The sequence below is a fragment of the Pseudomonas oryzihabitans genome (assembly GCF_014522265.1).
Classification (GTDB): domain Bacteria; phylum Pseudomonadota; class Gammaproteobacteria; order Pseudomonadales; family Pseudomonadaceae; genus Chryseomonas; species Chryseomonas aestiva.
On record NZ_CP017024.1, the window covers coordinates 1,123,215 to 1,147,367 of the forward strand.

Here is a 24,153-nt window from a genome sequence, read left to right on the forward strand (position 1 = left end):
CAAAGAAAAGCCCCGCCTAGGCGGGGCTTTTTCTGCGCGCAGCCTTAGTGGGCGGCTTGCATACGGTGCTTCAGGTCACGCATGCGATCATGGGTCGCACGGGCCTTTTCCAGCTGGCTGCGCAGGTTGGCCTGGGCATCCGGGGTGGCGTGTTCGTTGACGGCACGCTCCAGCGCGTGCAGCAGGCGGTCTTCCTGCTCTTCCAGCTCGCTGACGTAGGTGACTTCTTCCTTTTCCTTGCTGGCAAAGGAGGTTTTGACGTCGGTGTAGTACTTGCGGAAGCTGCCGGCGAAGGTGCCTTGTTCGGCGGGCTTTTCACCCGAGGCCGATACCTGGCTGCTCAGGGCGCTGATGATCTCGGCCTTGCTCTGGGCGATCTCGGTGAACAGGGCCTTCAATTCGGGGTTCTTCACTTCGGTGAGGGCGTGCTCGTAGAAATTCTTGCCGTCACGGGCGATCTCGATCAGATCGTTGAGGGTTTCAGTCGTGCTGGTCATGGCAGTTCTCCGGGGCGAAGGACAGGGGGTGATGGCAGCGCGCGGCGCCGCCATCGTGCCGGGTGTACCGGGCGTTCTTACTGGGCGGCTTTCAGCGCGTCAGCCGATACGGCCTTGACGCCCTTGATGGCCTTGGCTTCCTTGATCGCCAGGTCGCGCTGGGCTTCGGTCGCCACGGTGCCGGACAGGGACACGACACCCTTGTTGGTCTCGACCTTGATCGAGGTGCCCTTGATGTGTTCGTCGGCCAGGAAGGAAGCCTTCACCTTGCTGGTGATCCAGGTGTCGGAAGCGGCTTCTTCGGTCTTGTCCATGGTGTTGTTGGCGGCCAGGGTCATGTTCTGGCTGGTGGCAGCAAAGGCACCGCCGGCCAGCGGCAGGCTCAGTACGGAAGCGGTAACGGCAGCGAGGGCAAAAGTACCGAAAGTCTTTTTCATGAGATGACTCCTGTTTTCCTTGGTTGTACTGCGCTCAGGTCCTGGCAGCAGCGACCTAGATGTAGAGCGCAACGGTGGCGCCGAATTCCGAAACTTGTTAAAGACGTTATTTATCAATGACTTATATAAAATAGATAGAAACAGGAAGCGGGCAAAATGCAATTCGCAGGTGGATAGGCCTGGTAATTTGCACGAGGTCAGACGACTCTTGAGCCTGGATGGGAAGAGTGGCCTGTCAGGGCACCTCACCCGATAAAGCCGGACTTATGGAAAAGATTTCCTCGTGACCAGGCCAGAACTGCCATACCTTTATCCGGTCGAAGCCCAATCGAACCCGACACCTGCGATCGGGCCTTGAGGATCCGGCATGCGGCCTCTTTCTCCTGCGCGCATTGCCCTGGTTTATCTGCTGCTGAGTGCCCTCTGGGTGATCGGCAGCGACGGGCTGCTGTATCTGCTGGTCAGCGATCAGGACAGTGTCTATCTGTGGCACACCCTGAAGGGCCTGGCCTTCATGAGTCTGCTGTCGCTGGTGCTCTATGCATTGCTGCGGCGCCAGGTCAGCTATCGCGAAGGCTTCATCGAAGAGCTGCAGAATCAGCGTGCCACCCAGGATTTCGTCCAGCGCCTGACCAACACCGGTGACTGGCAGCTGACGGCCGATGGTCGCCTGCTCTGCTCCGAACGTGCCCTGTTGATGCTGCACCAGCCCAAGGGCAGCGATCCGCTGGATTTCGCCACCATCGCGGCCTGCGCCCGTGCCGATGACCGCGATCATGTGCACAGCATGCTCGAACGCCTGCAGCACATGCAGGGCCCGCTGAATTTCTCCGCGCATTTCGCCGATGGCCAGGACAGCTGGCGCTGGCTCAACTGGCAAAGCGACTTCGACGAAGCCGGCACCACGCGCGGTGCCCTGGTCGACATCACCAGCCACAAGCTGGCCGAGCAGGCGCTGCAGGACAGCCAGAGACGCTATCGCGAACTGGTCCAGCACCTGCCGCTGGTGGTCTTCGCCAGTGATCACCGTGGCCGCTGGCAGTTTCTTAATCCGGCCTGGGAAGCCCTGACCGGCCAACCCGCCAGCCAGCAACTCAACCACCCCCTGGATCAGGCCTTCCACCCCCAGGATGGGGCCCGGCTGCGCCAGCTGGTGGCCGATTTCGCCGCCGGTCAGCGCCTGCACTGGAATGGTGTGGTACGGCTGCGCCTGTCGGTGGAAAGCCATCGCTGGATGCAGATGGAGCTGCGCGCCGGTCTCGATGGCGAGATCCAGGGCACCCTCACCGACATTCATCACGATTACCAGGCGCAGCAGCTGCAACAGGCCCGCAGCGACGTCCTCGACGATCTGCTCACCGGCCTGCCGCTGGCGGAGATCCAGCAGGGCATCGCCCAGCGGCTGGAACGGATCTATCCGGAGATGCGCGTCGCCCTATTGCTGGACGACCAGGGCGAGCATCTGCGGGTCGCCGCCGCACCGAGCCTGCCACCCGCCTTCCAGGCGGCACTGGAAAGCGTGCCGCGCAGCCACCATGACCAGGGCTGCTGCAGTGCCGTCACCACCAATGCCCCGGTGTTCACCATCGATGTCGAACTGGATCCGGCCTGGCAGAAGCTGCTGCCGGCCGCCCAGGCGGCCGGCATTCGCGGCGCCTGGGCCCTGCCCCTGCAGGACGAGCAGCAGCGCGCCGTGGGCGCCCTGGGCGTCTACTACGGAGAAGCGCGGCTGCCCGAGACGGAAACCCAGGCGCTGATCACCGAATTCACCCGCCTCGCAGTGCTGGCCATCCGGCAACAGCGCGTGGTCCAGGCCCAACGCGCGAGCGAGGCGCGTTACCGCGGCATCTTCGAGCAGGCCTACACCGGCATCATGCTCAGCGACCTGGAAGGTCGCTGGCTGAGCGCCAATCACCACTTCTGCCAGATGCTCGGCTACTCGCAACCGGAATTGCTGCAGAAGGACACCGCCTCGGTGACCCATCCGGACGAGCGCGCCCTGGGCGCCACCCTGCGCAAACAACTGGTCGACACCGGCCAGGACCGCTACACCCTGGAAAAGCGCTATCTGCATCGCAGTGGCCAGCCGGTCTGGGCCAATGTCACCACGCGCCTGATCCGCGACGACCAGGGGGGGCCCCAGTATTTCATCAGCACCGCCCAGGACATCACCCTGCGCAAGCAGCAGGAAGAAAGCCTGCGCCAGGCCGCGGCGATGTTCCAGAACAGTCGCGACGGCCTGCTGCTGCTCGACGAGCGCCGCTGGATCCTGGCGGTGAATCCGGCCTTCGCCCGCCTGCTGGGCGCCCAGGAAGGCACCCTGCTCGGCCAGCGGCTGGGACTGCCCGGCGGCGGTCGCCAGGACCAGCGCTTCTACCGTGAACTCTGGCGCGCGGTGCGCCGCGAGGGCCGCTGGGAGGGCGAACTGCTCTGGCCGCGCCTCGACGGCACTACCTTTCCGGCCTGGACCGCCATCGACACCCTCTACCCCCGGGAAACCCGGCAGTACACGGTCACCGTCAGCGATACCACGCGCCTGCGGGAAAGCGAGGCGCGCCTGAGTCACCTGGCGCATCACGATCCCCTGACCGACCTGCCCAATCGCCTGCTGGCGCGCACCCATCTGGAGCACGCCCTGGCCCTGGCCGAGCCCCAGGAATACCTGGTCGCCGTACTGATCCTCGACTTCGATCATTTCCGCACGGTCAACGAAAGTCACGGCCATGCCCTGGGTGACGAACTGCTGGTGGAATTCGCCGCCCGCCTGCGCGCCCTGCTCAGCGAAGACATCACCCTGGCGCGCATCGGTGGCGACGAGTATCTGGTCATCATCGAGCGGATAGACCGGCCCGAATTCGCCGCCCAGATCGCCCAGGCCATGCTCGGCAAGCTGGAGCAGCCCTTTCACCTCGGCGAGCACGACATCTATCTCAACGCCAGCATCGGCATCAGTCTCTTTCCCGACGATGGCGCCACCGCTGATGACCTCATCCGCAATGCCGACACCGCCATGCACCAGGCCAAGGACCAGGGTCGCGACACCTTCCGCTTCTATACCCAGGCCCTCACCGAGCAGTCGCGGCGGCGGCTGAATCTGGAATCGCGGCTGCGCACGGCGCTCAAGCGCGGTGATTTCGTCCTCTACTACCAGCCGCTGATGAGCGTCAGCACGGCCCAGACCATTGGCGTGGAAGCCCTGGTGCGCTGGCGGGATCCGGAGCTGGGCCTCATCCCGCCCACCGAATTCATTCCGCTGGCCGAAGAGACCGGACTCATCGTGCCGCTGGGCGACTGGATCATCGAAAGCGCCTGCCAGCAGATGCACAGCTGGCTCGCCCAGGGACTGGAGCTGGAGACCCTGGCGATCAACATTTCGCCCCGGCAATTCGCCAAGCGCGACCTGGCCAGCACCATTTCCCGCGCCCTGGCGCGCAGTCGCCTGCCGGCCGAGAATCTGGAACTGGAGATCACCGAAGGCACCCTGATGAACAATGTCGAGGAGGCGCTGCTGTCCCTGGCCACGCTCAAGACCCTGGGGGTGCGCATCGCGGTGGACGACTTCGGCACCGGCTATTCCTCGCTGGCCTACCTGCGCCGCTTCCCCCTGGACAAGCTCAAGATCGACCAGAGCTTCATGCACGAACTGCGCAGCGACAGCGGCACCCACAGCAGCCAGGCCATCGCCGCGGCCATCGTCGCCCTGGGCCAGGGGCTGGATCTCGACGTGCTGGCCGAAGGGGTGGAGACCACCGAGCAGTGGGACATCCTGCGCAAGCTGGGTTGCCAGCAATGCCAGGGTTTCCTGTTCAGTCCGCCACTGCCGCCGGACGAGTTCGAGGCCTGGTATGCCGAACGGCAGAAGGCGCGCGCCTAGCGGCTAAGCGACGAATGTCACGGTATTGCAATCAAAACCGCTCTAGACTCGGGTTTCCACTTTCCGTCTGTCCCCGAGGGTACCAGCATGAAGATCGTGGTTCGTCCCCTGCGCAAGTCCACCACCAGTGCCTGGCAGGTCTGCATCGACAAGCAGGCCATCACCTTCCTCAGCGAAGCCGATGCCCGCAGCTACGTGGCCACGCTGGAGGCGCGCATCGCCGCCCCCATCCGTTGCCGCTGCGCGAAGCGACCACGGCAATGGCCGCGCCGCTCTAGGCCGGCAGCACCCTGACCATTCGTCTTCCGGATCACCCTGGCGCCGCCCGTTCAGCGACGGCCCAGGGCGGTTCACGGCTGTTCTTCGGCGAACGATTGGCTAGCCAGCTATCGAAAATGTAACTTTTGCGGCGTCCGCCCCATCCTACCCCTAGGCCCTGCGTTCGCAGGGGCTCGCTGTCTGATGGATCTGGAACGCCATGCTTGAACTCGCTGCTGCCTTCATCTGCTTCACCTCGCTGCTCACCTACCTCAACTATCGCTTCGTCGGCCTGCCGCCCACCATCGGCGTCATGGTCATCGCGCTGATCTTCTCGGTCGGCCTGCAGAGTCTTTCCTGGCTCGGCTTTCCCGGCCTGGAACACCGCATCGGCGAATTGCTCGGGCAGATCGACTTCAACGACCTGCTGATGAACTGGATGCTCGGCTTCCTGCTGTTCGCCGGCGCCCTGCACGTCAATCTCAAGGACCTGCGCGACTACAAATGGGCCATCGGCGGCCTGGCGACCCTCGGGGTGATCATCTCGACGGTGCTGATCGGCTATCTCAGCCACTGGATCTTCGGCTGGCTGGGCTGGCACGTCGACATCCTCTACTGCCTGATCTTCGGTGCCCTGATCTCTCCGACCGATCCCATCGCCGTACTCGGCATCCTGCGCTCGGCCGGCGCGCCCAAGTCGCTGGAAACCACCATCGTCGGGGAGGCGCTGTTCAATGACGGCGTGGCCGTGGTGGTCTATTCGGTGCTGCTGGGGGTGATCCAGCTGGGCGAGGCGCCCACGGTCAACGCGGCGCTCTGGCTGTTTCTCGAAGAAGCCGGTGGCGGCATCCTGTTCGGCCTGCTGATCGGCTTCGCCTGCTACTGGCTGATGCTGAGTATCGAGCAGCATCAGATCGAGGTGATGCTGTCGCTGGCCCTGGTGATCGGCGGCTCGACGCTGGCCAGCCACCTGCACGTCTCGGGTCCCATCGCCATGGTGGTGGCCGGACTGATCATCGGCAACCTGGGACGAACCAAGGCAATGAGCGACTTCACCCGGCGTTACCTGGACGGCTTCTGGGAGTTGATCGACGAGATCCTCAACGCCCTGCTGTTCGCCCTGATCGGCATGGAGCTGCTGGTACTGCCGTTCAGCTGGGCTCACCTGGGCGCGGCGCTGCTGGTGACCCTGGCGATCCTCTTCGCCCGCTGGATTAGCGTGGCACCGGTGGTGCTGCTCAGCCCGCACTGGCGCAACATGACCCGTGGCACGGCGCGCATCCTCACCTGGGGCGCCCTGCGCGGCGGGGTCTCCGTGGCCCTGGCGCTGAGTCTGCCGGCCGGTCCGGAACGGGATCTGATCCTCGCCCTGACCTACATCGTGGTGCTGGTTTCCATCCTCGGCCAGGGCCTGACCATCGGCCGGGTGGTCAAGAGCGTCACCGGTGGCGCCCCGGTCGCGCGCGACGAGCATCACTGATCGCCGGAAACGAGAAACCCCCGCCATGGCGGGGGTTTCTGGGTACCCGAGCGATCAGCGCGGCAGGTTGCGGCCGGAGAATATCTCGCGCATCTCGTGCTTGAGGCGCTGGGTGATCTGCTGACGCTGTTCGGACGAGAGGCTGCGCGAGGCGTCGCCGAACAGATAGTTGTCCAGCTCGAATTCCTTGAGCAGCATCTTGGTGTGGAACAGGTTGTCCTGATACACGTTCACGTCGGTCATCTGGTAGGCCGCGCGAGTGTCCTCGGACAGGTAGTTCTGGATCGAATTGATCTCGTGGTCGATGAAGTGCTTGCGCCCTTCGATGTCGCGGGTGAAACCGCGCACCCGATAGTCCACGGTGACGATATCCGAGTCGAACTGGTGGATCAGGTAGTTCAGGGCCTTGAGCGGGGAGATCACGCCACAGGTGGAAACGTCGATGTCGACGCGGAAGGTGGCGATGCCGTCGTCCGGATGGATCTCCGGATAGGTGTGCACCGTGATGTGGCTCTTGTCCAGATGGCCGAGAATGGTCTCGCGCAGCGGACCGGGCGACTCCTCGATCTGGCTCTCGGTCGGCTCGACCGGTTGCTCGGAGATCAGGATGGTCACGCTGGCGCCCTGGGGATCGTAATCCTGGCGGGCGATATTGAGGATGTTGGCCCCGATGATATCGACCACGTCGGTCAGGATCTGGGTCAGACGCTCGGCGTCGTATTCCTCGTCGATGTACTGGACATAGGCCTGTTGATCTTCCGACGTCTCGGCGTAGCAGATGTCGTAGATGTTGAAGCTCAAGGTCTTGGTCAGGTTGTTGAAACCATGAAGCCTGAGTTTGCTTTTCACGGTGGTAAAGCTCCCGTCGTGCGGTCTCTGACCGCGGTCCTGAGTGCCCGTCAGTTGCGGATTGCGCAAGCTGCGTAGGGCGGCGAACACCTCTTCGCGATGGCGATTGGCTGTACTTGTCGGGGGCTTGCCCCTTAAGAGCGGCGCATTATGCAGATCGGCAGCGGCTGGGGCCAGAGTCTGCCGGGCCCAGGTGATGAATTGATGTCGGCGGGAAGGGGTGACGCGGAGGGCGACGCCTGGACGGGCGTCGCCTGCAAGAGCATCAGGCGAGTTCGACGAGTTCGTAGCTGTGCGTGATCTCGACGCCGGCCCGACCGAGCATGATGGACGCCGAGCAGTACTTTTCCGCCGACAGCTCGATGGCGCGCTTGACCTGGGCTTCCTTGAGACCACGGCCCTTGACCACGAACTTCAGGTGGATACGGGTGAACACCTTGGGCTCGGTGTCGGCGCGGTCGGCTTCGAGGAAGGCTTCGCAGCTTTCCACCGGTTGCCGCGCCTTGCGCAGGATGCTGACCACGTCGTAGCTGGCGCAGCCGCCCAGGCCGATCAGCACGGTTTCCATCGGCCGCACGCCGAGGTTGCGACCACCGCTTTCCGGCGGGCCGTCCATGACTACCACGTGGCCACTGCCGGATTCACCGAGGAACATGGCCTCGCCTGCCCACTGGATGCGCGCTTTCATCGCTTTCGTCCTACTTATATATGCAAATGGTGATCAGCTTAACATGCTGGATGGCGTAAACTGGGGCGCAGTGAAGGGTTATTCAGCTCGCATTTAAGCTGCGCATGTTCTTATCCGGTCTTTGGATTGGAACCGGCGCAGCCTGTGCATGCACCGGTTCGGACCTCGGTGCCCCCGACTCAGGTTAGCTTTCAACCTCAGGAATCAGCATGGCCGCTATCATCCCACCCGCGAAGTTACAGCACATCGACAAGCTGCTAGCGCACTGCTCGCGTCGCCGCTATACCGCAAAAACCACCATCATCTACGCTGGCGACAACAGCGAAAGCCTATTCTTCATCCTCAAGGGTTCGGTGACCATCCTCATCGAAGACGATGAAGGCCGCGAAATGATCATCGCCTATCTCAATGCCGGGGACTTCTTCGGCGAGATGGGGCTGTTCTCCAAGGAAGGCAGCGAGCCCGAGCGCAGTGCCTGGGTGCGTGCCCGTACCGAGTGCGAAGTCGCCGAGATCAGCTACGGTCAGTTCCGCGAACTGAGCCAGCACGATCCGGACATGCTGTTCTCCCTCGGTCGCCAGATGGCCGAGCGCCTGCGCCAGACTACCCGCAAGGTCGGCGACCTGGCCTTCCTCGACGTCACCGGTCGCGTGGCCCGTACCCTGCTTGACCTGTGCAAGCAGCCCGACGCCATGACCCACCCGGATGGCATGCAGATCAAGATCACCCGTCAGGAAATCGGCCGCATCGTCGGTTGCTCCCGCGAGATGGTCGGTCGCGTGTTGAAGTCCCTCGAAGAACAGGGTCTGGTCCACGTCAAGGGCAAGACCATGGTGGTGTTCGGCACCCGCTGAGCCCGCTTAGCGTGCCCCTGCCAGCAGGCGGGGGCCGCTCCCCCCGCCCATCCTGGCTTCAGTTCTCGACCTGCGGCTGGACCTTCGCGACCCGCACCGTGGCTTTCTCGTCGACGATCTTCTCGTCATTGCCCTTGGCCTTGGGCTCGCCCACGACGAAGTGGAATTCTTCGCCGTGCTTGACCGCGCCATAGAGCACCGCCTTCTCGATCAGCTCGGTACCGCGCAGATGCCGCAGCATCAGCGGATCGCAACGCAGATCGCGATAGAGCGCCAGGCACAGCAGCGCCATCACCACCACGAAGGGTAGCGCGACCACAATGGTCAGATTCTGCAGGCCGTTGAGCGCCGCACCCGGGTTGCCCGGGTCACCGATGGCCAGCATGATCGCCGCCACCGCGCCGGTGAGGGCGCCCCAGAAGATCACCGTGCGCCGCGAAGGCTCGGTAGTGCCGCGCTCGGACAGGGTGCCCATCACCAGGGACGCGGCGTCGGCGCCGGACACGAAGAAGATCGCCACCAGCACCATCACCAGCACCGAGGTCACCGAGACCCAGGGATAGCTGGCCAGCAGGTCGTAGAGGGCGAAGTTGCTGTTCACCGCGCCGTCGACCAGGGTGAAGGCACCCAGGCGCATGGCGTCGATGGCCGCGCCGCCGAAGATGACGAACCAGACCACGCTGACCAGACTCGGCACCAGCAGCACGCCGGTGACGAACTGGCGGATGGTGCGACCGCGACTGATGCGGGCGATGAACATGCCGACAAAGGGCGTCCAGGAAATCCACCAGGCCCAGTAGAACACCGTCCAGCTGGACAGCCAGTTGCCCATGGCCTCGCCACCGCTTGCGCTGGTGCGCGCCATCATCTCCGGCAGGAGGTCGATGTAGTCGCCGATGGCGGTGGGCAGCAGATTGAGCATCAGCAGGGTCGGACCGGCGACGAAGACGAACAGCGCCAGGGCCACCGCCAGCACCATGTTGGTGTTGGACAGCCACTGGATGCCCTTCTCGACCCCGGACACCGCGGAGATGACGAAGGCCACCGTCAGCACCGTGATGATGCTGATGTAGAGCATTTTTCCGGGTTGCTCGATCCAGCCATTGTGTTCGAGTCCGCCGGCGATCTGCAGGGCGCCCAGACCGAGGGAGGCCGCCGAGCCGAACAGGGTGGCGAAGATCGCCATCATGTCGATGACGCGACCGACGGGGCCATTGGCGTGTTCGCCGATCAGGGGGCGAAAGGCCACCGAGATCAGCTGGCTGCGACCGCGCCGATAGGTGCCATAGGCGATGGCCAGTCCGACCACGGCATAGATGGCCCAGGGATGCAGGGTCCAGTGGAACAGCGTGGTCGCCATGGCCACCTGCAGGGCGGCGCTGCTCTGCCCCGCGGCGCCACCGGGCGGCGGATTGAGATAGTGCGACAGCGGTTCGGCGACGCCAAAGAACATCAGGCCGATCCCCATGCCGGCGCTGAACATCATCGCCACCCAGGAGAGGGTGCGGAATTCCGGCTGCTCGTCGTCGCGCCCCAGGGGGATCCGCCCATAGCGACTGGCGGCCAGCCAGATGACGAAGACCACGAAGCCGGTGGAAGTGAGCACGAACAGCCAGCCGAAGTGGGTGATCACCCAGCCTTGGGCGGTGGAGGCGCTGCTGGCCAGGCTGGCCTGGCTGACGAAGCCCCAGATCACGAAGGCCAGCGCGGCGATGCTGGTGACGCCGAAGACTACCCAGTCGGTGGTGCCGGCGAGTCGCCGATCCCGGCGCGACTCCTCGGTCCGGGAGGGATCGGTGACGCTGATATCAAGTGTTTCGCTTTTTTCTTCCGTTGCCATGGTGCTTGCTTGCCCTGGTTATGGATGGCCTGGTGCGGCGGAGCGCTGTCTTGTCCTGCGACAGCCAGCCGTCTCCGCGCCTCGCCACGGTTCAGCGAGTCGGAGGCCATTAACCGGGTTTATTCCGATGGAAACAAAGCCCTGCGTCGGCAGCGGGCACACGGAGGTCGTTCCCGCCACCCGGGGTGGGCGCGAGTCGACATGGATCACCCTGCGGAAAGAAAAAAGCCCCGAGGTTATCCCCGGGGCCTTGTGCGAACGACCGGCGCCTCAGGCGTCTCTGAGCGGGAACCGGCGATCCGGGAAGAACAGACGCTGCAGCTCCTGACCCGGCTCGTCGGCGCGCATGAAGGCTTCGCCGACCAGGAAGGCGCGTACCTCGTTGATCTCCATCAGCTCCACGTCGGCGCGATTGAGGATGCCGCTCTCGGTGATCACCAGGCGATCCTGGGGGATACGCGGCAAGAGATCGAGGGTGGCTTCCAGGCTGACCTCGAAGGTGTGCAGGTTGCGGTTGTTGACCCCCACCAGTGGGGTATCCAGCACCGTCAGGGCGCGCTCCAGCTCGGCGCCGTCATGTACCTCGACCAGGACGTCCAGGCCGACGTCCTTGGCCGTGGCGGCCAGTTCGCCCATCAGGCCGTCGTCCAGCGCGGCGACGATCAGCAGGATGCAGTCGGCGCCGATGGCCCGGGCTTCCACCACCTGGATGGGGTCGACGAGGAAGTCCTTGCGGATCACCGGTAGCTGGCAGGCGGCGCGCGCCTGCTGCAGATAGGCGTTGCCACCCTGGAAGAAGTCCACGTCGGTGAGCACGCTCAGGCAGGTGGCCCCGCCCAGGGCGTAACTGTGGGCGATCTCGGCCGGCACGAAGTGTTCACGGATCACACCCTTGCTCGGCGAGGCCTTCTTCACCTCGGCGATGATCGCTGCCTCCTTGCGCGCCACCTGGGCCTGCAGGGCGCGGGCGAAGCCGCGCGGGGCGTCGGCGGCACGGGCCTGGGCCTCGAGTTCGGCCAGGCTGGTCCGAGCCTTGAGCTGGGCGATCTCCTCGGCCTTGCGGGCCAGGATCTTCTGCAACACGGTTGGCACACTCACGGGCGACCCTCCTCGCGATAGACGGATGTGAAATGGGCGAGCTCGTCCAGCTTTTCCCGGGCCAGGCCGCTGTAGAGCGCATCGTGGGCCAAGAGTACCCCTTCATGCAGGCTGTGGGCGAGATCCGCGGCGTAGAGCGCCGCGCCGGCGTTGAGCACGATCATGTCGGCGGCCTTTTGCCCGGCTTCGGTCTTGCGTCGGCCGAGGGCGTCGCGGATCAGCGCCAGCGAGGCCTCGGGGCCGTCCACTGTGAGGCCGACCAGGGTCTGGCTCTTGATGCCCAGATCCTCCGGCAGCACCTGGTATTCGCTGATGCTGCCGTCCTTGAGTTCGGCGACCCGGGTCGCCGCGGCCAGGCTGAATTCGTCCAGGCCGTCGCGGGAATGCACCACCAGCACATGGTGGCTGCCCAGGCGCTGCAGCACCTCGGCCAGCGGCCGGCACAGCGCGGCGCTGAACACCCCGACCACCTGGTGCCGGACACCGGCCGGATTGGTCAGGGGACCGAGCATGTTGAACAGGGTGCGCAGCCCCAGCGAGCGGCGCGGCCCGGCGGCGTGACGCATGGCGCTGTGGTGCGACTGGGCGAACATGAAGCCGACGCCCACCTGCTCGACGCAGCGGGCGATCTGCGCCGGAGTCAGCTCCAGGTAGATGCCGGCGGCCTCCAGCAGATCGGCGCTGCCGCTCTTGCCGGACACCGCGCGATTGCCGTGCTTGGCGACCTTGCCGCCCGCCGCCGCGACCACGAACACCGAGGCCGAGGAGACGTTGAAGATATTGGCGCCATCGCCACCGGTACCCACCACGTCGACCACGTGGTCGAGGCTCGGCAGCACCACCGGGGTGGCCAGCTCGCGCATCACGCTGACCGCGCCGCAGATCTCGTCGATGGTCTCGCTCTTGATGCGCATACCCATGAGGAAGGCACCGATCTGCGCCTCGTCGGCGCCACCGGTCATGATCTGGCGCATCACCGCCTGCATCTCGGCGACGTTGAGGTCGAGTTGTCCGCTGATGCGATTCAGGGCCTGCTTGATGTCCATCTAGCGCCGCCCTCCCTGCTGCTGGAGAAAGTTGGCCAGCAGATCATGGCCATGTTCGGTAAGGATGGATTCGGGGTGGAACTGCACCCCCTCGATCATGAATTCGCGGTGCCGCAGGCCCATGATCTCGTCCATGCTGCCGTCCGGATGCTGGGTCCAGGCGGTGATCTCCAGGCACTCGGGCAGGGTCTCGCGCTTGACCACCAGCGAATGGTAGCGGGTCACGGTGACGGGATTGGGCAGACCGGCGAAGACGCCTTCGCCGTTGTGGTAGACCGGGCTGGTCTTGCCGTGCATCGGCTCGCGGGCCCGGACCACCTCACCGCCAAAGGCCTGGCCCAGGCTCTGGTGCCCCAGGCAGACGCCCAGCACCGGCAACTTGCCGGCGAAGCGCTCCAGGGTGGCCAGGGAGATGCCCGCCTCGTTGGGCGTGCAGGGACCGGGAGAGACGACGATGCGCTCCGGCGCCAGGTCTTCGAGTGCCTCGACCGGCATCTCGTCGTTGCGCACCACCTTGACCTCGGCGCCCAGCTCGCCCAGGTACTGCACCAGGTTGTAGGTGAAGGAATCGTAGTTATCGAGCATCAGCAGCATGGCGGATCACCCTTGGAATCGATTGCAGCTGTGGAAATGGACTCAGCTTCGCCACGGCGCCGGAAGCGGTTGGCCGGGGGCTGGAACGACAAGGCGGGCCGGACGTACCGGCAAGGGGATGTCAGGCGCGCCAGCGCCAACGGGCGTGGGCCTTGAAGAGAGGCATCGAGAGGGCGGCGCTGCAGGTCACGGGATGGATTCCGACGTGGTTCTTTCCGCACAGTAGCCCAGCCCGCCGCCCGGCGCAACCGCTGGCGGCTCAGGCCTTGAGTCGACCGTAGGCCGCCAGCACCGTCCGCTCGGACTGCACCAGGTAGCTTTCCAAGGCGGCCGTGGCCTCGGCGGGCCTGCCCTCCTCCAGCAGCTCGACGATGGCGACATTCATCTCCAGGTAAGGACCATGGAGGAATTCCGGATCGTTGAGCAGGCCGAAGGCCAGGCGCAACTCGGCGGAGAGCTGGTCGTAGAAGGCCGACAGCCGTGGGCTGTCGGCCAGTTCGACGATAGCTGCGTGGAAGGCCATGTTGCCAGTGCCCACCGCCACCCAGTCCTGGACCGCGCGGGCGCGCTGGGCCGCTGTCACCGCCTCACGCATGTGCAGCGCGCCCGGATGCCGCGGGTAGGCCTTGGCCAGCGCCTGGCATTCGATAAAGCGCCGCACCCGGTAGATGTCGATGATTGAAGCCATGTCGGGTACGCAGACGAACACCCCGCGATTGGGTTCGTGCTTGAGCAGCCCCTCCTGGGTCAGCACCCGGAAGGCCTCGCGCAGGGTATTGCGGGATATCTCCAGGCGCTCTGCCAGCGCCGCCTCGGACAGGCGCTGGCCGGGCTTGAGTTCGCCCGCTACCAATTGGCGGCGGATCTCGGCGGTCACGGATTCGCCGAGGGTACGAATATTGTCGGGCGCAGGGTTCTTCATGGGTTTTCCAGAGCTGGCAGTCGCGCTGCCGATGGTGTCCGAGGCCAAACACTTAGGCAAGGAAACCGGGGTAATGGCGCACCAGCAGGTAGCATCCCTAAGTAGCCGAGTAACAATACAGTGCAAATGAAAGAACTATGACTATATCTTTGTTGAACAATAAGTATCGGTAAAGCCTACAAATAATGGCTTTCCGGTCGGCAGTGGCACAGAGGTTGCCTTAGCCAGGGCATGCCTTCCCGACCAGGACCGCCACCGTGACCCAGACCGCCAGCACTACCCAGGCTTTCACCAAGGACCGCCGAGCTTCACTGATCGCCGCGATCTTCCTGATGGCCACCTCGGCCATCGGCCCCGCCTTCCTCACCCAGACCGCCACCTTCACTGCCACCCTGGGAGCCGCCTTCGCCTTCGGCATTCTCGCCTCCATCCTCATCGACTTCGTGGTGCAGCTGAATGTCTGGCGAATCGTCGCCCTGACCCGTATGCGCGCCTCCGACATCGCCAACGCCGCCCTGCCCGGCAGTGGCTACCTGCTTGCCGTGCTGGTGATCTCTGGTGGCCTGGTATTCAGCCTGGGCAACATCGCTGGCGCCGGCCTGGGCCTGAACGCCCTGCTCGGCTTGGACCCGGCCTGGGGTGGAGCCTTCAGCGCGCTGGTGGCGATAGGCATCTTCCTGTCGCACCGCGCTGGGGTAGCCATGGATCGCATCATGGTGGTCTTGGGCCTGCTCAAGGTGACGCTGATCGTGATCGCCTGCTTCGCCTCCCATCCGCCACTGGGCGAGGCGCTGCGCCAGACCGTCTTCCCCAGCGTCATCAGCTTCACGGCCATCACCACCATCGTCGGCGGCACCGTGGGCGGCTACATCACCTATGCCGGCGCCCACCGCCTGCTGGACCGCGGTACTGTCGGGGTGGAAAACCTCGACGCCGTGTCCAAGGCCGCGCTCAGCGGCATTCTGGTCACTGGCATCGCCCGCTATGTGCTGTTCCTGGCCATCCTCGGGGTGGTCGCCAGCGGCGTGGTGATCGACGTCTCCGGCCAGGCCGCCAACCCGGCCGCCCAGGCGTTCGATGCCAGTCTCGGCGAATACGGCTTGAGGGTGTTCGGCCTAATCCTCTGGGCCGCCGGTATCAGCAGCACCATCGGCGCCGCCTATACCTCCACGACCTTCATCACCGTGTTCTCGCCGAAGCTCAGCGAGCGCGCGCGCAACCTCTTCACCGTGGTCTTCGTACTGATCGCCCTTGCCGTCTATCTGCTGATCGGCAAACCGCCGGCTGCCCTGCTGGTGTTCGCTGGCGGCTTCAACGGCCTGATCCTGCCGATCGGCCTCACGCTGTTCATGTACGTGGGCTGGCGCCGATCCGACCTCATGGAGGGCTACCATTACCCTCGCTGGCTGCTGGTGCTCGGCGCGCTCACCTGTGTGCTGTCGTGGTACCTGGCGATCAAGTCCGCCGGCCCCATCTTCGCTCTCCTCAACGCCGCCTGACCTCGGGAGATCCCTATGCCGACCATCGATCTGAACAGCGACCTGGGCGAAAGCTTCGGCCAGTGGCGGATGGGTGACGATGCCGCCATGCTCGATATTGTCACCAGCGCCAACGTCGCCTGCGGTTTCCACGCCGGCGATCCGGCCGGCATCCTGCGCACCCTGCAGGCGGCCGCCGCCAGGGGGGTCGCCGTGGGTGCCCATGTCGCCTACCCCGACCTGGTGGGCTTCGGTCGGCGCAATCTGGATATTGCCAGCGACGAGCTGAGCGCCGATGTGCTCTACCAGATCGGCGCCCTGCAGGCCCTGGCAAGGGCCGCCGGAACGCGGGTGACCTACGTCAAGCCGCACGGCGCCCTGTACAACACCGTCGCCCAGGACCACCGCCAGGCTCAGGCGGTGATCGCCGCCCTGCGTCAGCTGGACGAGGATCTGGTGCTGGTCTGCCTGGCCGGCTCGCCGCTGCTCGGCTGGGCGCGAGAGGCCGGCCTGACCTGCGTCGCCGAGGCCTTCGCCGATCGCGCCTACACGCCGGAGGGCACCCTGGTATCGCGGCGCCTGCCCGGTGCGGTGCTGCACGATGCCGAACTCATCGCCCAACGCATGCTGCGCTTGGTGCAGGACGGCGTGGTGGAGGCCATCGACGGTAGCCTGACACCCATTGAGGCCGAGTCCATCTGCGTGCACGGCGACAGCCCCGGCGCGGTGGACATGGCGCGTGCCCTGCGTCGCCATCTCGAACGCGCCGGGGTGACGCCCAGCGCCTTCACGGAGGTCCCCTCATGAATCCGCTCAAAGCCGCCCAAGACGCCGCCATCGCCGCCGCCCGCGAGGCACGCGCCCGCTACCGCGACGGCCTGGTCGCCCCCAGTGCCGGCGTCGCCCCCGGCCTGACCCAGGCCAATCTCATCGCCTTGCCGCGCGAATGGGCCTACGACTTCCTGCTTTACGCTCAACGCAATCCCCAGGCCTGCCCGGTGCTGGACGTCATTGACGCCGGCAGCTACGCCACGCCGCTGGCCAAGGGCGCCGACCTGCGCACCGACCTACCGCTGTATCGCGTCTGGCGCGACGGCGTGCTGGCGGAAGAAGTGGCCGACGGCCGCGCCGCCTGGGCCGAGCATGCGGACTTGGTGACCTTCCTAATCGGCTGCAGCTTCACCTTCGAGACCGGCCTGCTGGAAGCCGGCATCGAGATCCGCCACATCACCGACGGCTGCAATGTGCCCATGTACCGCACCAACCGCGCCTGCCGTCCGGCCGGCCGCCTGCATGGCGAAATGGTGGTGTCCATGCGCCCCATTCCCGCCGAGCGGGTCGCCGAAGCGGCCACTATCACCGCTCGCTATCCGGCGGTCCATGGCGCACCGGTCCACATCGGCGAACCGGCGCGCCTGGGCATCTCCGACCTGGCACAGCCGGACTTCGGCGATGCCGTACGCATCGAGCCGGGCGAGATCCCAGTATTCTGGGGTTGCGGTGTCACGCCCCAGGCGGCGGTCATGGCCTCCAAGGTGCCCTTCGCCATCACCCATGCGCCGGGCCACATGTTCATCACCGACGTGCCCGATCGCACCTACCACGTCTAGGAGAAGCCCTTGCGTTTTCTGCCCGTCAACCTGGATGCACTGCTGGTGGAGCTGGCCGATCTCGACGAGACCCTGGCCCTGTTCGACGCCCTGCAGGCCAGGCCGCTCGCAGGGATCGAGGAGGTCGTCCCGGCGGCCCGCACCCTGCTGGTCCAGTTTCGCCCCAGCGCCCTAACAGCGGCCGACCTGGTCGACCATATCGCCGCCCTGCCCCTCGGTGGCGGTGCCCGTGCGGCCGGCAAGCTCGTCGAGATTCCGGTGCACTACAACGGTGAGGACCTGGACGACGTCGCCCAACTGCTCGGCCTGAGCGTGGCCGAGGTGATCCGTCGCCATACCGGCAGCGACTATCAGGTGGCCTTCTGCGGCTTCGCCCCGGGCTTCGGCTATCTGAGCGGCGGGCCAGGCTTTCAGGTGCCACGGCGCTCTTCGCCGCGCACCCGGGTGCCGGCCGGCTCGGTGGCCATCGCCGGCGGTTTCGCCGCCGTCTATCCGCAAGCCAGTCCCGGTGGCTGGCAACTGTTGGGGGTGACGCCCCTGCACCTCTGGGACCTGTCGCGCCCGGAACCGGCCCTGCTCCGTCCCGGCTATCGAGTGCGCTTCCGCGACGCCGGACCACTGCCCGCGGGCGGCCTGCCAGAGACACCGGTTGCAGCCTCCGCCACGCCGGTCACCGCGGACTATCTGGACATCATCACCCCCGGCCTGCGCACCCTGCTGCAAGACCTCGGTCGCCCGGGCCAGACCGGCCAGGGCGTCTCCGCCTCCGGCGCCCTGGATCGGGGCGCCCTGCGCGCGGCCAATCGCGCGGTGGGCAATGAGCCAGGCAGCGGCTGCCTGGAAATCCTGCTGGGTGGCTTCAGCTGCGTTTGCCACGGCCAGGCCTTGGTCGCCGTCACCGGCGCCCCGGCGCCGCTGGAGGTGCTGACCCACGCCGGCCGGCGGCTGCAACCTGCGCCCTATCAGCCCTTCCTCCTGGAAGACGGCGACCGCCTGAGCCTGGGCAGCCCGCCCGCGGGGTTGCGCAGCTACCTGGCACTGCGCGGCGGCTTCGCCGTGGCCCCGGTACTGGGCAGTCTCGCTTTCGATACCCTGGCCAAGGTCGGCCCGGCGCCCCTGGCTGCTGGTGATCGCCTGGGCTTTTATCCCAGGGTCGGCGGTGCCGCCGCGTCCTGCAGCGAAACCGCCCCTCTGGTGCTTCCCAGCGCCGACCAGGAGGTGGTGCTCGACGTGGTCCTCGGTCCGCGCAGCGACTGGTTCACCGCCACCGCACTGGAAACCCTGGCTGGGCAGAGCTGGCGCGTCACGCCCCAGTCCGACCGGGTCGGCATCCGCCTGGCCGGCGAGACGCCCCTGGAGCGCCAGGTATCCGGCGAGCTGCCCAGCGAAGGCACGGCCCTGGGCGCCATCCAGGTGCCGCCCAACGGCCAGCCGGTGCTGTTCCTCGCCGACCATCCGCTCACCGGCGGCTATCCGGTGATCGGCGCCATCGCCAGCCACCACCTGGACCTGGCCGGGCAGATCCCAGTCGGTGCCCGTATCCGCTTCAATCCGCTGGGCCCCTTCGCTGAGCTGCGCCCCAGCGCTTTTCCTGCTGCCGAGAACACTCCATGAAAAAAGTCCTGATCGCCAACCGCGGCGAGATCGCCGTCCGCATCGTCCGCGCCTGCCGCGACTACGGTGTGGCCTCGGTCGCCGTCTACGCCGACGCCGACTTCGATGCCCTCCACGTGCACTTGGCCGACGAGGCCTATGGCCTGGATGGCCAGCGCCCGGCCGAGACCTACCTGGACATCGCCAAGGTGCTGGACGTGGCCCGCCGCGCGGGCGCCGATGCCGTCCACCCGGGCTACGGCTTCCTGTCCGAGCGCGCCGACTTCGCCCGGGCGGTACAGGCGGCCGGCCTGACCTGGATCGGCCCGGACCCGGACACCATCGATGCGTTGGGCGACAAGGTCCAGGCCCGGCGCATCGCCCTGGGCGTCGGCGCCCCCCTGGTGGCCGGCACCGAAGACCCGGTGAACGGCGCCGCCGAGGTGCTGGCCTTCGCCGAGGAGCACGGTCTACCCATCGCCATCAAGGCGGCCTTCGGCGGTGGCGGACGGGGTCTCAAGGTGGCCTGGCGCCTGGACGAGGTTGCCGAGCTGTACGACTCGGCGGTCCGTGAGGCCACCGCCGCCTTCGGCCGCGGCGAATGCTTTGTCGAGCGCTTCCTTGACCGCCCGCGGCACATCGAAGCCCAGGTCCTGGCCGACCGCCATGGCCGGGTCGAGGTAGTGGGCACCCGCGACTGTTCGCTGCAGCGGCGCAACCAGAAGCTGGTGGAAGAGGCGCCCGCGCCTTTCCTCGAAGACGAGCTGCGCCAGCGCATTCACGCCTCCGCGCGAGACATCTGCGCCGCCGCCGGCTATATCGGCGCCGGCACCGTGGAATTCCTGCTGAGCCAGGACGGTACCCTGTCCTTCCTGGAGGTCAACACCCGCCTGCAGGTGGAGCACCCGGTTACCGAGGAAACCTGTGGCCTGGACCTGGTGATCGAACAATTGCGCATCGCCGATGGCCTGCCGCTGTCCTTTACCGAGGTGCCGGCGCCGCGTGGGCATAGCTTCGAATTCCGCATCAATGCCGAGGATCCGGGTCGCGGTTTCCTGCCGACCCCGGGATCCATTACGGCCTTCCGCGCCCCCAGTGGTCCCGGCATCCGCCTGGACAGCGGCGTGGTAGCCGGTTCCCAGGTGGCGCCCAACTTCGACTCCATGATCGCCAAGCTGATCATCACCGGCGCCACCCGCGAGCAGGCCATCGCCCGGGCCCGCCGTGCCCTGGCCGAATTCAGCGTGGAAGGCGTCGCCACGGTACTGCCCTTCCACCAGGCGGTGATGGCCCACGCCGACTTCACCGGGGCGGCTTTCGCTGTGCACACCCGCTGGATCGAGACGGTATTCGCCGAGCAGATCGTCCTGGCACCACGCAGCGAGCCGGCTGACGAAGGCGTGCTGCGCACCTTCGTCGAGATCGACGGCCGCCGCCATGCCCTGGGCCTGCCCACGGCCCTGCTGAGCGGCCTGGCCATGAGCACCCCGGCGGGCGAAACGCCCGCGCCTGCTCCTGCAGCAGACGCCAACGCCCTCACTGCCTCGGTGGCGGGCAACCTGCATGCGTGGCTGGTCGAAGACGGCGCCCAGCTCGAAGCCGGTCAGGTGGTGGCCGTGATGGAAGCGATGAAGATGGAAACCCAGGTCATCGCCCCACGCGCCGGCCGCTTGGCGATCACCCAGGCGGCCGGAGACTACCTGGCGGCTGGGGCCGTCCTGGGGCGGATCGAAGAGGCTTAGCGAGAGGACTTTAGGCGAGGACCTATCGCGGCTACGGGCCACTCCTACAGTAGTTGACGCTTTGTAGGAGCGGCCCATGGCCGCGATCAGCAAAGCACCAGAGTCTTTCAGGAACGGCCGTATCGGCGTACCGCCATGGCCGCAATCCCCACGCGCCTCTAGATCTTGCCTTCCGCCAGCTTCACCGCGCGGAACATGGCGCGACGCTTGTTGAGGGTCTCTTCCCACTCCGCCGCCGGCTGGGAGTCGGCGACGATGCCGCCGCCCGCCTGCACATGCAGCTCGCCGTCCTTGATCACCGCGGTGCGGATGGCGATGGCGGTGTCCATGTTGCCATTCCAGGCCAGGTAGCCCACGGCGCCGCCGTAGATGCCCCGCTTGACCGGCTCCAGTTCGTCGATGATCTCCATGGCGCGGATCTTCGGCGCGCCGGACAGGGTGCCGGCCGGCAGGATGGCGCGCAGGGCGTCCATGGCGCTCAGCTCGGGCTTGAGCCGACCGGTCACGTTGCTGACGATGTGCATCACGTTGGAATAACGCTCGATGACCATCTTCTCGGTCAAGGTCACGCTGCCGGTGGTGGAGACCCGGCCCACGTCGTTGCGCCCCAGGTCGATCAGCATCAGGTGCTCGGCCAGCTCCTTGGCATCGGCCAGCAGATCGCGCTCCAAGGCCAGATCGGCTTCTTCGCTGGCGCCGCGCGGACGGGTCCCGGCGATGGGACGCACGGTGATCTCGCCGTCCTCCACCCGCACCAGCACCTCGGGCGAACTGCCCACCACATGGAAGTCGCCGAAGTTGAAGAAATACATGTAGGGCGTGGGGTTGAAGCAGCGCAACGCCCGATAGAGGTCGATGGGCGCCGCCTGGAAATCAATGGTCATGCGCTGCGAGGGCACCACCTGCATGCAGTCGCCGGCCAGGATGTAGTCCTTGATCCGTACCACCGCATTTTCGTAGTCGTCACGGCTGTAGCTGGAGCGGAAAACCGGCTCGCCAGGCACCTGCATGGCATTGAAGTCCAGGCCCAGACGCGGGGCGATGGGTTGGCGGATGCGCTCGCGCAACGCGGCCAGGCGTGCCTGGCCCTGCTCGTAGGCCTCCGGCTGGATAGGGTCCACCAGCACGATGCAGTGCAGCTTGCCGGCGAGGTTGTCGAACACAACTACCTCGTCCGAGACCATCAGCAGGATGTCCGGGGTACCCAGCGGATCGGGATTGGGCGAGGCACCGAGGCGTTTTTCCACGTAACGCACGCAGTCATAGCCGAAGTAACCCACCAGACCGCCATCGAACTTGGGCAGGTTGGGCACCGCCGGCACGCGATAGCGGGTCTTGAACGCCTCGACGAAGGCCAGCGGATCCTCGGCGGTGCAGGCTTCGAGCTGCCGCTCGCCCTCGTGCACGGTCACCTCATAGCCATGCACGCGCAGCAGCGTCCGGCACGGCAGGCCGATGATCGAATAGCGGCCCCATTTCTCGCCGCCCTGCACCGACTCCAGCAGATAGGAGTTGGGCGCATCGGCCAGCTTGAGATAGAGGGACAGCGGGGTGTCGAAGTCGGCCAGGGTTTCGAAGGCCAGGGGAATGCGGTTATAGCCTTGAGCGGCCAGGCGCAGGAAATCGTCGCGGGTCATGATCAGCCTCGTGGCGAGGAAAACGAAAGGTCGGGTGCACAGCGCGCCGGTCAGATACCGGCCAGGACGAAATCAGGCGCGCCAGCGCCAACGGGCCAGGGCCTTGATGACTTTCATCCATGCTCGCGAGGAGCCTGTGCGGGTGACCACCACGATGCGATCTCTTGCTCTTGAGGCGGGGGGTTGAAGGGCCACGTTAGCCTAGCCGGCGCAGCATGGCAACCGGCCGGCCACCTCGGCGTGCTAGATGAACAGCTCGCGCAGATCGTCGACGACCAGATCCGGCTGCTCCAGGGCGATGGACTCGCCATGGTTGTAGCCATAGCTCAGGGCCACGCAGCGCACCCCCGCGGCACGGGCGGCGCGGATGTCGTTGCGCGAATCGCCGATGAACAGGGCCTGGCCGGCCACCACGCCGGCCTGCTGCATGACCCACAGCAGGCCGGCCGGGTCCGGCTTCTGCTGCGGCAGGGTATCGCCGCCGACGATCCAGTCGAAGTCACCCAGGCCCATGTCGGCCAGGAGCGGCGCGACGAAGCGCTCCGGCTTGTTGGTGATCACCGCCAGGCGCACGCCCAGGGTGCGCAGCAGCGCCAGGCTGTCCAGCACCCCCGGATAGACGCGGGTCAGGGCGTGGCTACCGCCATAGAGCTCCATGAACAGCGCCAGGGCCTCGTCGGCGGCGGCAGCGTCCACGGCGTCGTGCTGCATGTCATCGGCCAGGGCGCGACGCACCAGCACCCGGGCGCCGTTGCCGATCCACAGCCGCACCTTGTCCAGCCCCGCCGGCGCGCGGTCCAGGCGTTCGAGCATGGCGTCCACCGCGGCGGCCAGGTCCGGTGCCGAATCCAGCAGGGTGCCGTCGAGGTCGAACATCACCAGGGCCGGCGGATGCCCGCCACCGAGCCGCACCAGGGCGCTCATACCGAGCGGGCCTTGGCCAGCTCGGCGCGCATCGCCTGGATCACCGCGGCGTAGTCCGCCTGGCCGAAGATGGCCGAGCCGGCGACGAAGGTGTCGGCACCCGCGCGCGCGATCTCGCCGATATTCTTGACGTTGACCCCGCCATCGATCTCGAGCCGGATCGGCCGGCCGGAGGCATCGATCAGGGCGCGCGCCTCGCGCAACTTGTCCAGGGTGCCGGGAATGAATTTCTGGCCGCCAAAGCCGGGGTTGACGCTCATCAGCAGCACCATGTCGATCTTGTCCATCACGTACTTGAGCACGTCCAGCGAGGTGGCCGGATTGAACACCAGGCCGGCCCGGCAGCCGCCATCCTTAATCAGCTGCAGCGAGCGATCGATGTGCTCGGAGGCCTCGGGATGGAAGGTGATGTCGGTGGCGCCGGCCTCGATGAAGTCGCCGATGATGCGATCCACCGGCTTGACCATCAGGTGCACGTCGATGGGCGCGGTGACCCCGTAGTTGCGCAACGCCTTGCAGACCATCGGGCCGATGGTGAGGTTGGGCACATAGTGGTTGTCCATCACGTCGAAATGGACCATGTCGGCACCGGCGGCGAGGACCTTGTCGACTTCCTCGCCCAGGCGGGCGAAATCGGCGGACAGGATCGAGGGGGCGATGGCGAAGGGTTGCATGGGATAGCCTCGGCGAAGGTTGAGGACGGCATTGTAACGGAGATCCGTGTGCGGCTCG

At 66.1% G+C, this 24,153-nt stretch carries 21 protein-coding genes; 9 read left to right on the plus strand and 12 right to left on the minus strand.

The window, feature by feature from the left end:
• Nucleotides 1-44: 44 nt before the first annotated feature.
• A complete protein-coding gene (locus tag BGI51_RS05200; protein ID WP_133861929.1) occupies nucleotides 45-497 on the minus strand; it encodes a PA2169 family four-helix-bundle protein in 453 nt (150 codons plus the stop codon).
• 77 nt (nucleotides 498-574) lie between these two features.
• A complete protein-coding gene (locus BGI51_RS05205) occupies nucleotides 575-934 on the minus strand; it encodes a BON domain-containing protein (RefSeq protein ID WP_017640375.1) in 360 nt (119 codons plus the stop codon).
• A 367-nt stretch (nucleotides 935-1,301) separates the two neighbouring features.
• On the opposite strand from BGI51_RS05205, the gene BGI51_RS05210 reads away from it, so the two are divergent.
• From BGI51_RS05210 to BGI51_RS05220, 3 genes are all read left to right on the plus strand, one after another.
• Nucleotides 1,302-4,808: a bifunctional diguanylate cyclase/phosphodiesterase gene (locus BGI51_RS05210; protein WP_187980489.1), complete on the plus strand. Its 3,507-nt coding sequence runs from the start codon at nucleotides 1,302-1,304 to the stop codon at nucleotides 4,806-4,808.
• Nucleotides 4,809-4,895: 87 nt separating this feature from the next.
• Nucleotides 4,896-5,102 carry a hypothetical protein gene (locus BGI51_RS05215; protein WP_252977212.1) on the plus strand — a complete coding sequence of 69 codons (207 nt, stop codon included), beginning with the start codon at nucleotides 4,896-4,898 and terminating at the stop codon, nucleotides 5,100-5,102.
• 184 nt (nucleotides 5,103-5,286) lie between these two features.
• Nucleotides 5,287-6,546 (plus strand): cation:proton antiporter, encoded by a 1,260-nt coding sequence (locus BGI51_RS05220; RefSeq protein WP_133861932.1) that lies wholly within the window; start codon nucleotides 5,287-5,289, stop codon nucleotides 6,544-6,546.
• 54 nt (nucleotides 6,547-6,600) lie between these two features.
• On the opposite strand, the gene speD is transcribed toward BGI51_RS05220, so the two are convergent.
• Together speD and BGI51_RS05230 are read right to left on the minus strand one after the other, a co-directional pair.
• A complete protein-coding gene (gene speD, locus BGI51_RS05225) occupies nucleotides 6,601-7,395 on the minus strand; it encodes an adenosylmethionine decarboxylase (RefSeq protein WP_007159721.1) in 795 nt (264 codons plus the stop codon).
• A gap of 265 nt (nucleotides 7,396-7,660) precedes the next feature.
• Complete coding sequence (locus BGI51_RS05230) at nucleotides 7,661-8,083, minus strand: OsmC family protein (protein ID WP_158891526.1); 423 nt, start codon at nucleotides 8,081-8,083, stop codon at nucleotides 7,661-7,663.
• Between the two features lie 209 nt (nucleotides 8,084-8,292).
• Here BGI51_RS05230 and crp point away from each other — a divergent pair, with 209 nt between their 5' ends.
• A complete protein-coding gene (gene crp / locus BGI51_RS05235; RefSeq protein WP_017640369.1) occupies nucleotides 8,293-8,937 on the plus strand; it encodes a cAMP-activated global transcriptional regulator CRP in 645 nt (214 codons plus the stop codon).
• 58 nt (nucleotides 8,938-8,995) lie between these two features.
• Here the strand turns inward: crp and BGI51_RS05240 are convergent, their stop codons facing one another.
• The 5 genes from BGI51_RS05240 to BGI51_RS05260 all read right to left on the minus strand — a co-directional run bounded on the left by BGI51_RS05240 (nucleotide 8,996) and on the right by BGI51_RS05260 (nucleotide 14,437).
• On the minus strand, nucleotides 8,996-10,777 hold the full coding sequence (locus BGI51_RS05240) for a BCCT family transporter (protein WP_187980490.1): 1,782 nt from the start codon (nucleotides 10,775-10,777) through the stop codon (nucleotides 8,996-8,998).
• 270 nt (nucleotides 10,778-11,047) lie between these two features.
• Nucleotides 11,048-11,875: an indole-3-glycerol phosphate synthase TrpC gene (trpC, locus tag BGI51_RS05245; protein WP_187980491.1), complete on the minus strand. Its 828-nt coding sequence runs from the start codon at nucleotides 11,873-11,875 to the stop codon at nucleotides 11,048-11,050.
• A complete protein-coding gene (trpD, locus tag BGI51_RS05250; RefSeq protein WP_187980492.1) occupies nucleotides 11,872-12,921 on the minus strand; it encodes an anthranilate phosphoribosyltransferase in 1,050 nt (349 codons plus the stop codon). Before trpD ends, trpC begins: the two co-directional genes overlap by 4 nt.
• Nucleotides 12,922-13,515, minus strand: a complete 594-nt coding sequence (locus BGI51_RS05255) for an anthranilate synthase component II (RefSeq protein WP_158891520.1) — start codon at nucleotides 13,513-13,515, stop codon at nucleotides 12,922-12,924. It abuts the gene before it with no gap.
• Nucleotides 13,516-13,774: 259 nt separating this feature from the next.
• Nucleotides 13,775-14,437 (minus strand): GntR family transcriptional regulator, encoded by a 663-nt coding sequence (locus BGI51_RS05260; RefSeq protein ID WP_187980493.1) that lies wholly within the window; start codon nucleotides 14,435-14,437, stop codon nucleotides 13,775-13,777.
• A 257-nt stretch (nucleotides 14,438-14,694) separates the two neighbouring features.
• Between BGI51_RS05260 and BGI51_RS05265 the strand changes: the two genes are divergently transcribed.
• From BGI51_RS05265 to BGI51_RS05285, 5 genes are read left to right on the plus strand one after another with little or no spacing between them, the layout of a single operon-like run.
• A complete protein-coding gene (locus tag BGI51_RS05265; protein ID WP_252977213.1) occupies nucleotides 14,695-15,936 on the plus strand; it encodes an NRAMP family divalent metal transporter in 1,242 nt (413 codons plus the stop codon).
• A 15-nt stretch (nucleotides 15,937-15,951) separates the two neighbouring features.
• On the plus strand, nucleotides 15,952-16,722 hold the full coding sequence (locus BGI51_RS05270) for a LamB/YcsF family protein (protein ID WP_187980494.1): 771 nt from the start codon (nucleotides 15,952-15,954) through the stop codon (nucleotides 16,720-16,722).
• On the plus strand, nucleotides 16,719-17,525 hold the full coding sequence (locus BGI51_RS05275) for a putative hydro-lyase (RefSeq protein WP_187980495.1): 807 nt from the start codon (nucleotides 16,719-16,721) through the stop codon (nucleotides 17,523-17,525). The genes BGI51_RS05270 and BGI51_RS05275 overlap by 4 nt, the downstream gene beginning before the upstream one ends.
• A gap of 9 nt (nucleotides 17,526-17,534) precedes the next feature.
• Entirely contained in the window at nucleotides 17,535-19,139 is a 1,605-nt protein-coding gene (locus BGI51_RS05280) for a 5-oxoprolinase/urea amidolyase family protein (protein WP_187980496.1), read from the plus strand.
• Nucleotides 19,136-20,860: an acetyl/propionyl/methylcrotonyl-CoA carboxylase subunit alpha gene (locus tag BGI51_RS05285; RefSeq protein ID WP_187980497.1), complete on the plus strand. Its 1,725-nt coding sequence runs from the start codon at nucleotides 19,136-19,138 to the stop codon at nucleotides 20,858-20,860. Before BGI51_RS05280 ends, BGI51_RS05285 begins: the two co-directional genes overlap by 4 nt.
• A gap of 158 nt (nucleotides 20,861-21,018) precedes the next feature.
• On the opposite strand, the gene trpE is transcribed toward BGI51_RS05285, so the two are convergent.
• From trpE to rpe, 3 genes are all read right to left on the minus strand, one after another.
• On the minus strand, nucleotides 21,019-22,497 hold the full coding sequence (trpE, locus tag BGI51_RS05290) for an anthranilate synthase component I (RefSeq protein ID WP_187980498.1): 1,479 nt from the start codon (nucleotides 22,495-22,497) through the stop codon (nucleotides 21,019-21,021).
• A gap of 243 nt (nucleotides 22,498-22,740) precedes the next feature.
• Nucleotides 22,741-23,421 carry a phosphoglycolate phosphatase gene (locus BGI51_RS05295; protein WP_187980499.1) on the minus strand — a complete coding sequence of 227 codons (681 nt, stop codon included), beginning with the start codon at nucleotides 23,419-23,421 and terminating at the stop codon, nucleotides 22,741-22,743.
• A complete protein-coding gene (gene rpe, locus BGI51_RS05300; RefSeq protein ID WP_187980500.1) occupies nucleotides 23,418-24,095 on the minus strand; it encodes a ribulose-phosphate 3-epimerase in 678 nt (225 codons plus the stop codon). The genes BGI51_RS05295 and rpe overlap by 4 nt, the downstream gene beginning before the upstream one ends.
• Between the last annotated feature and the right edge of the window lie 58 nt (nucleotides 24,096-24,153).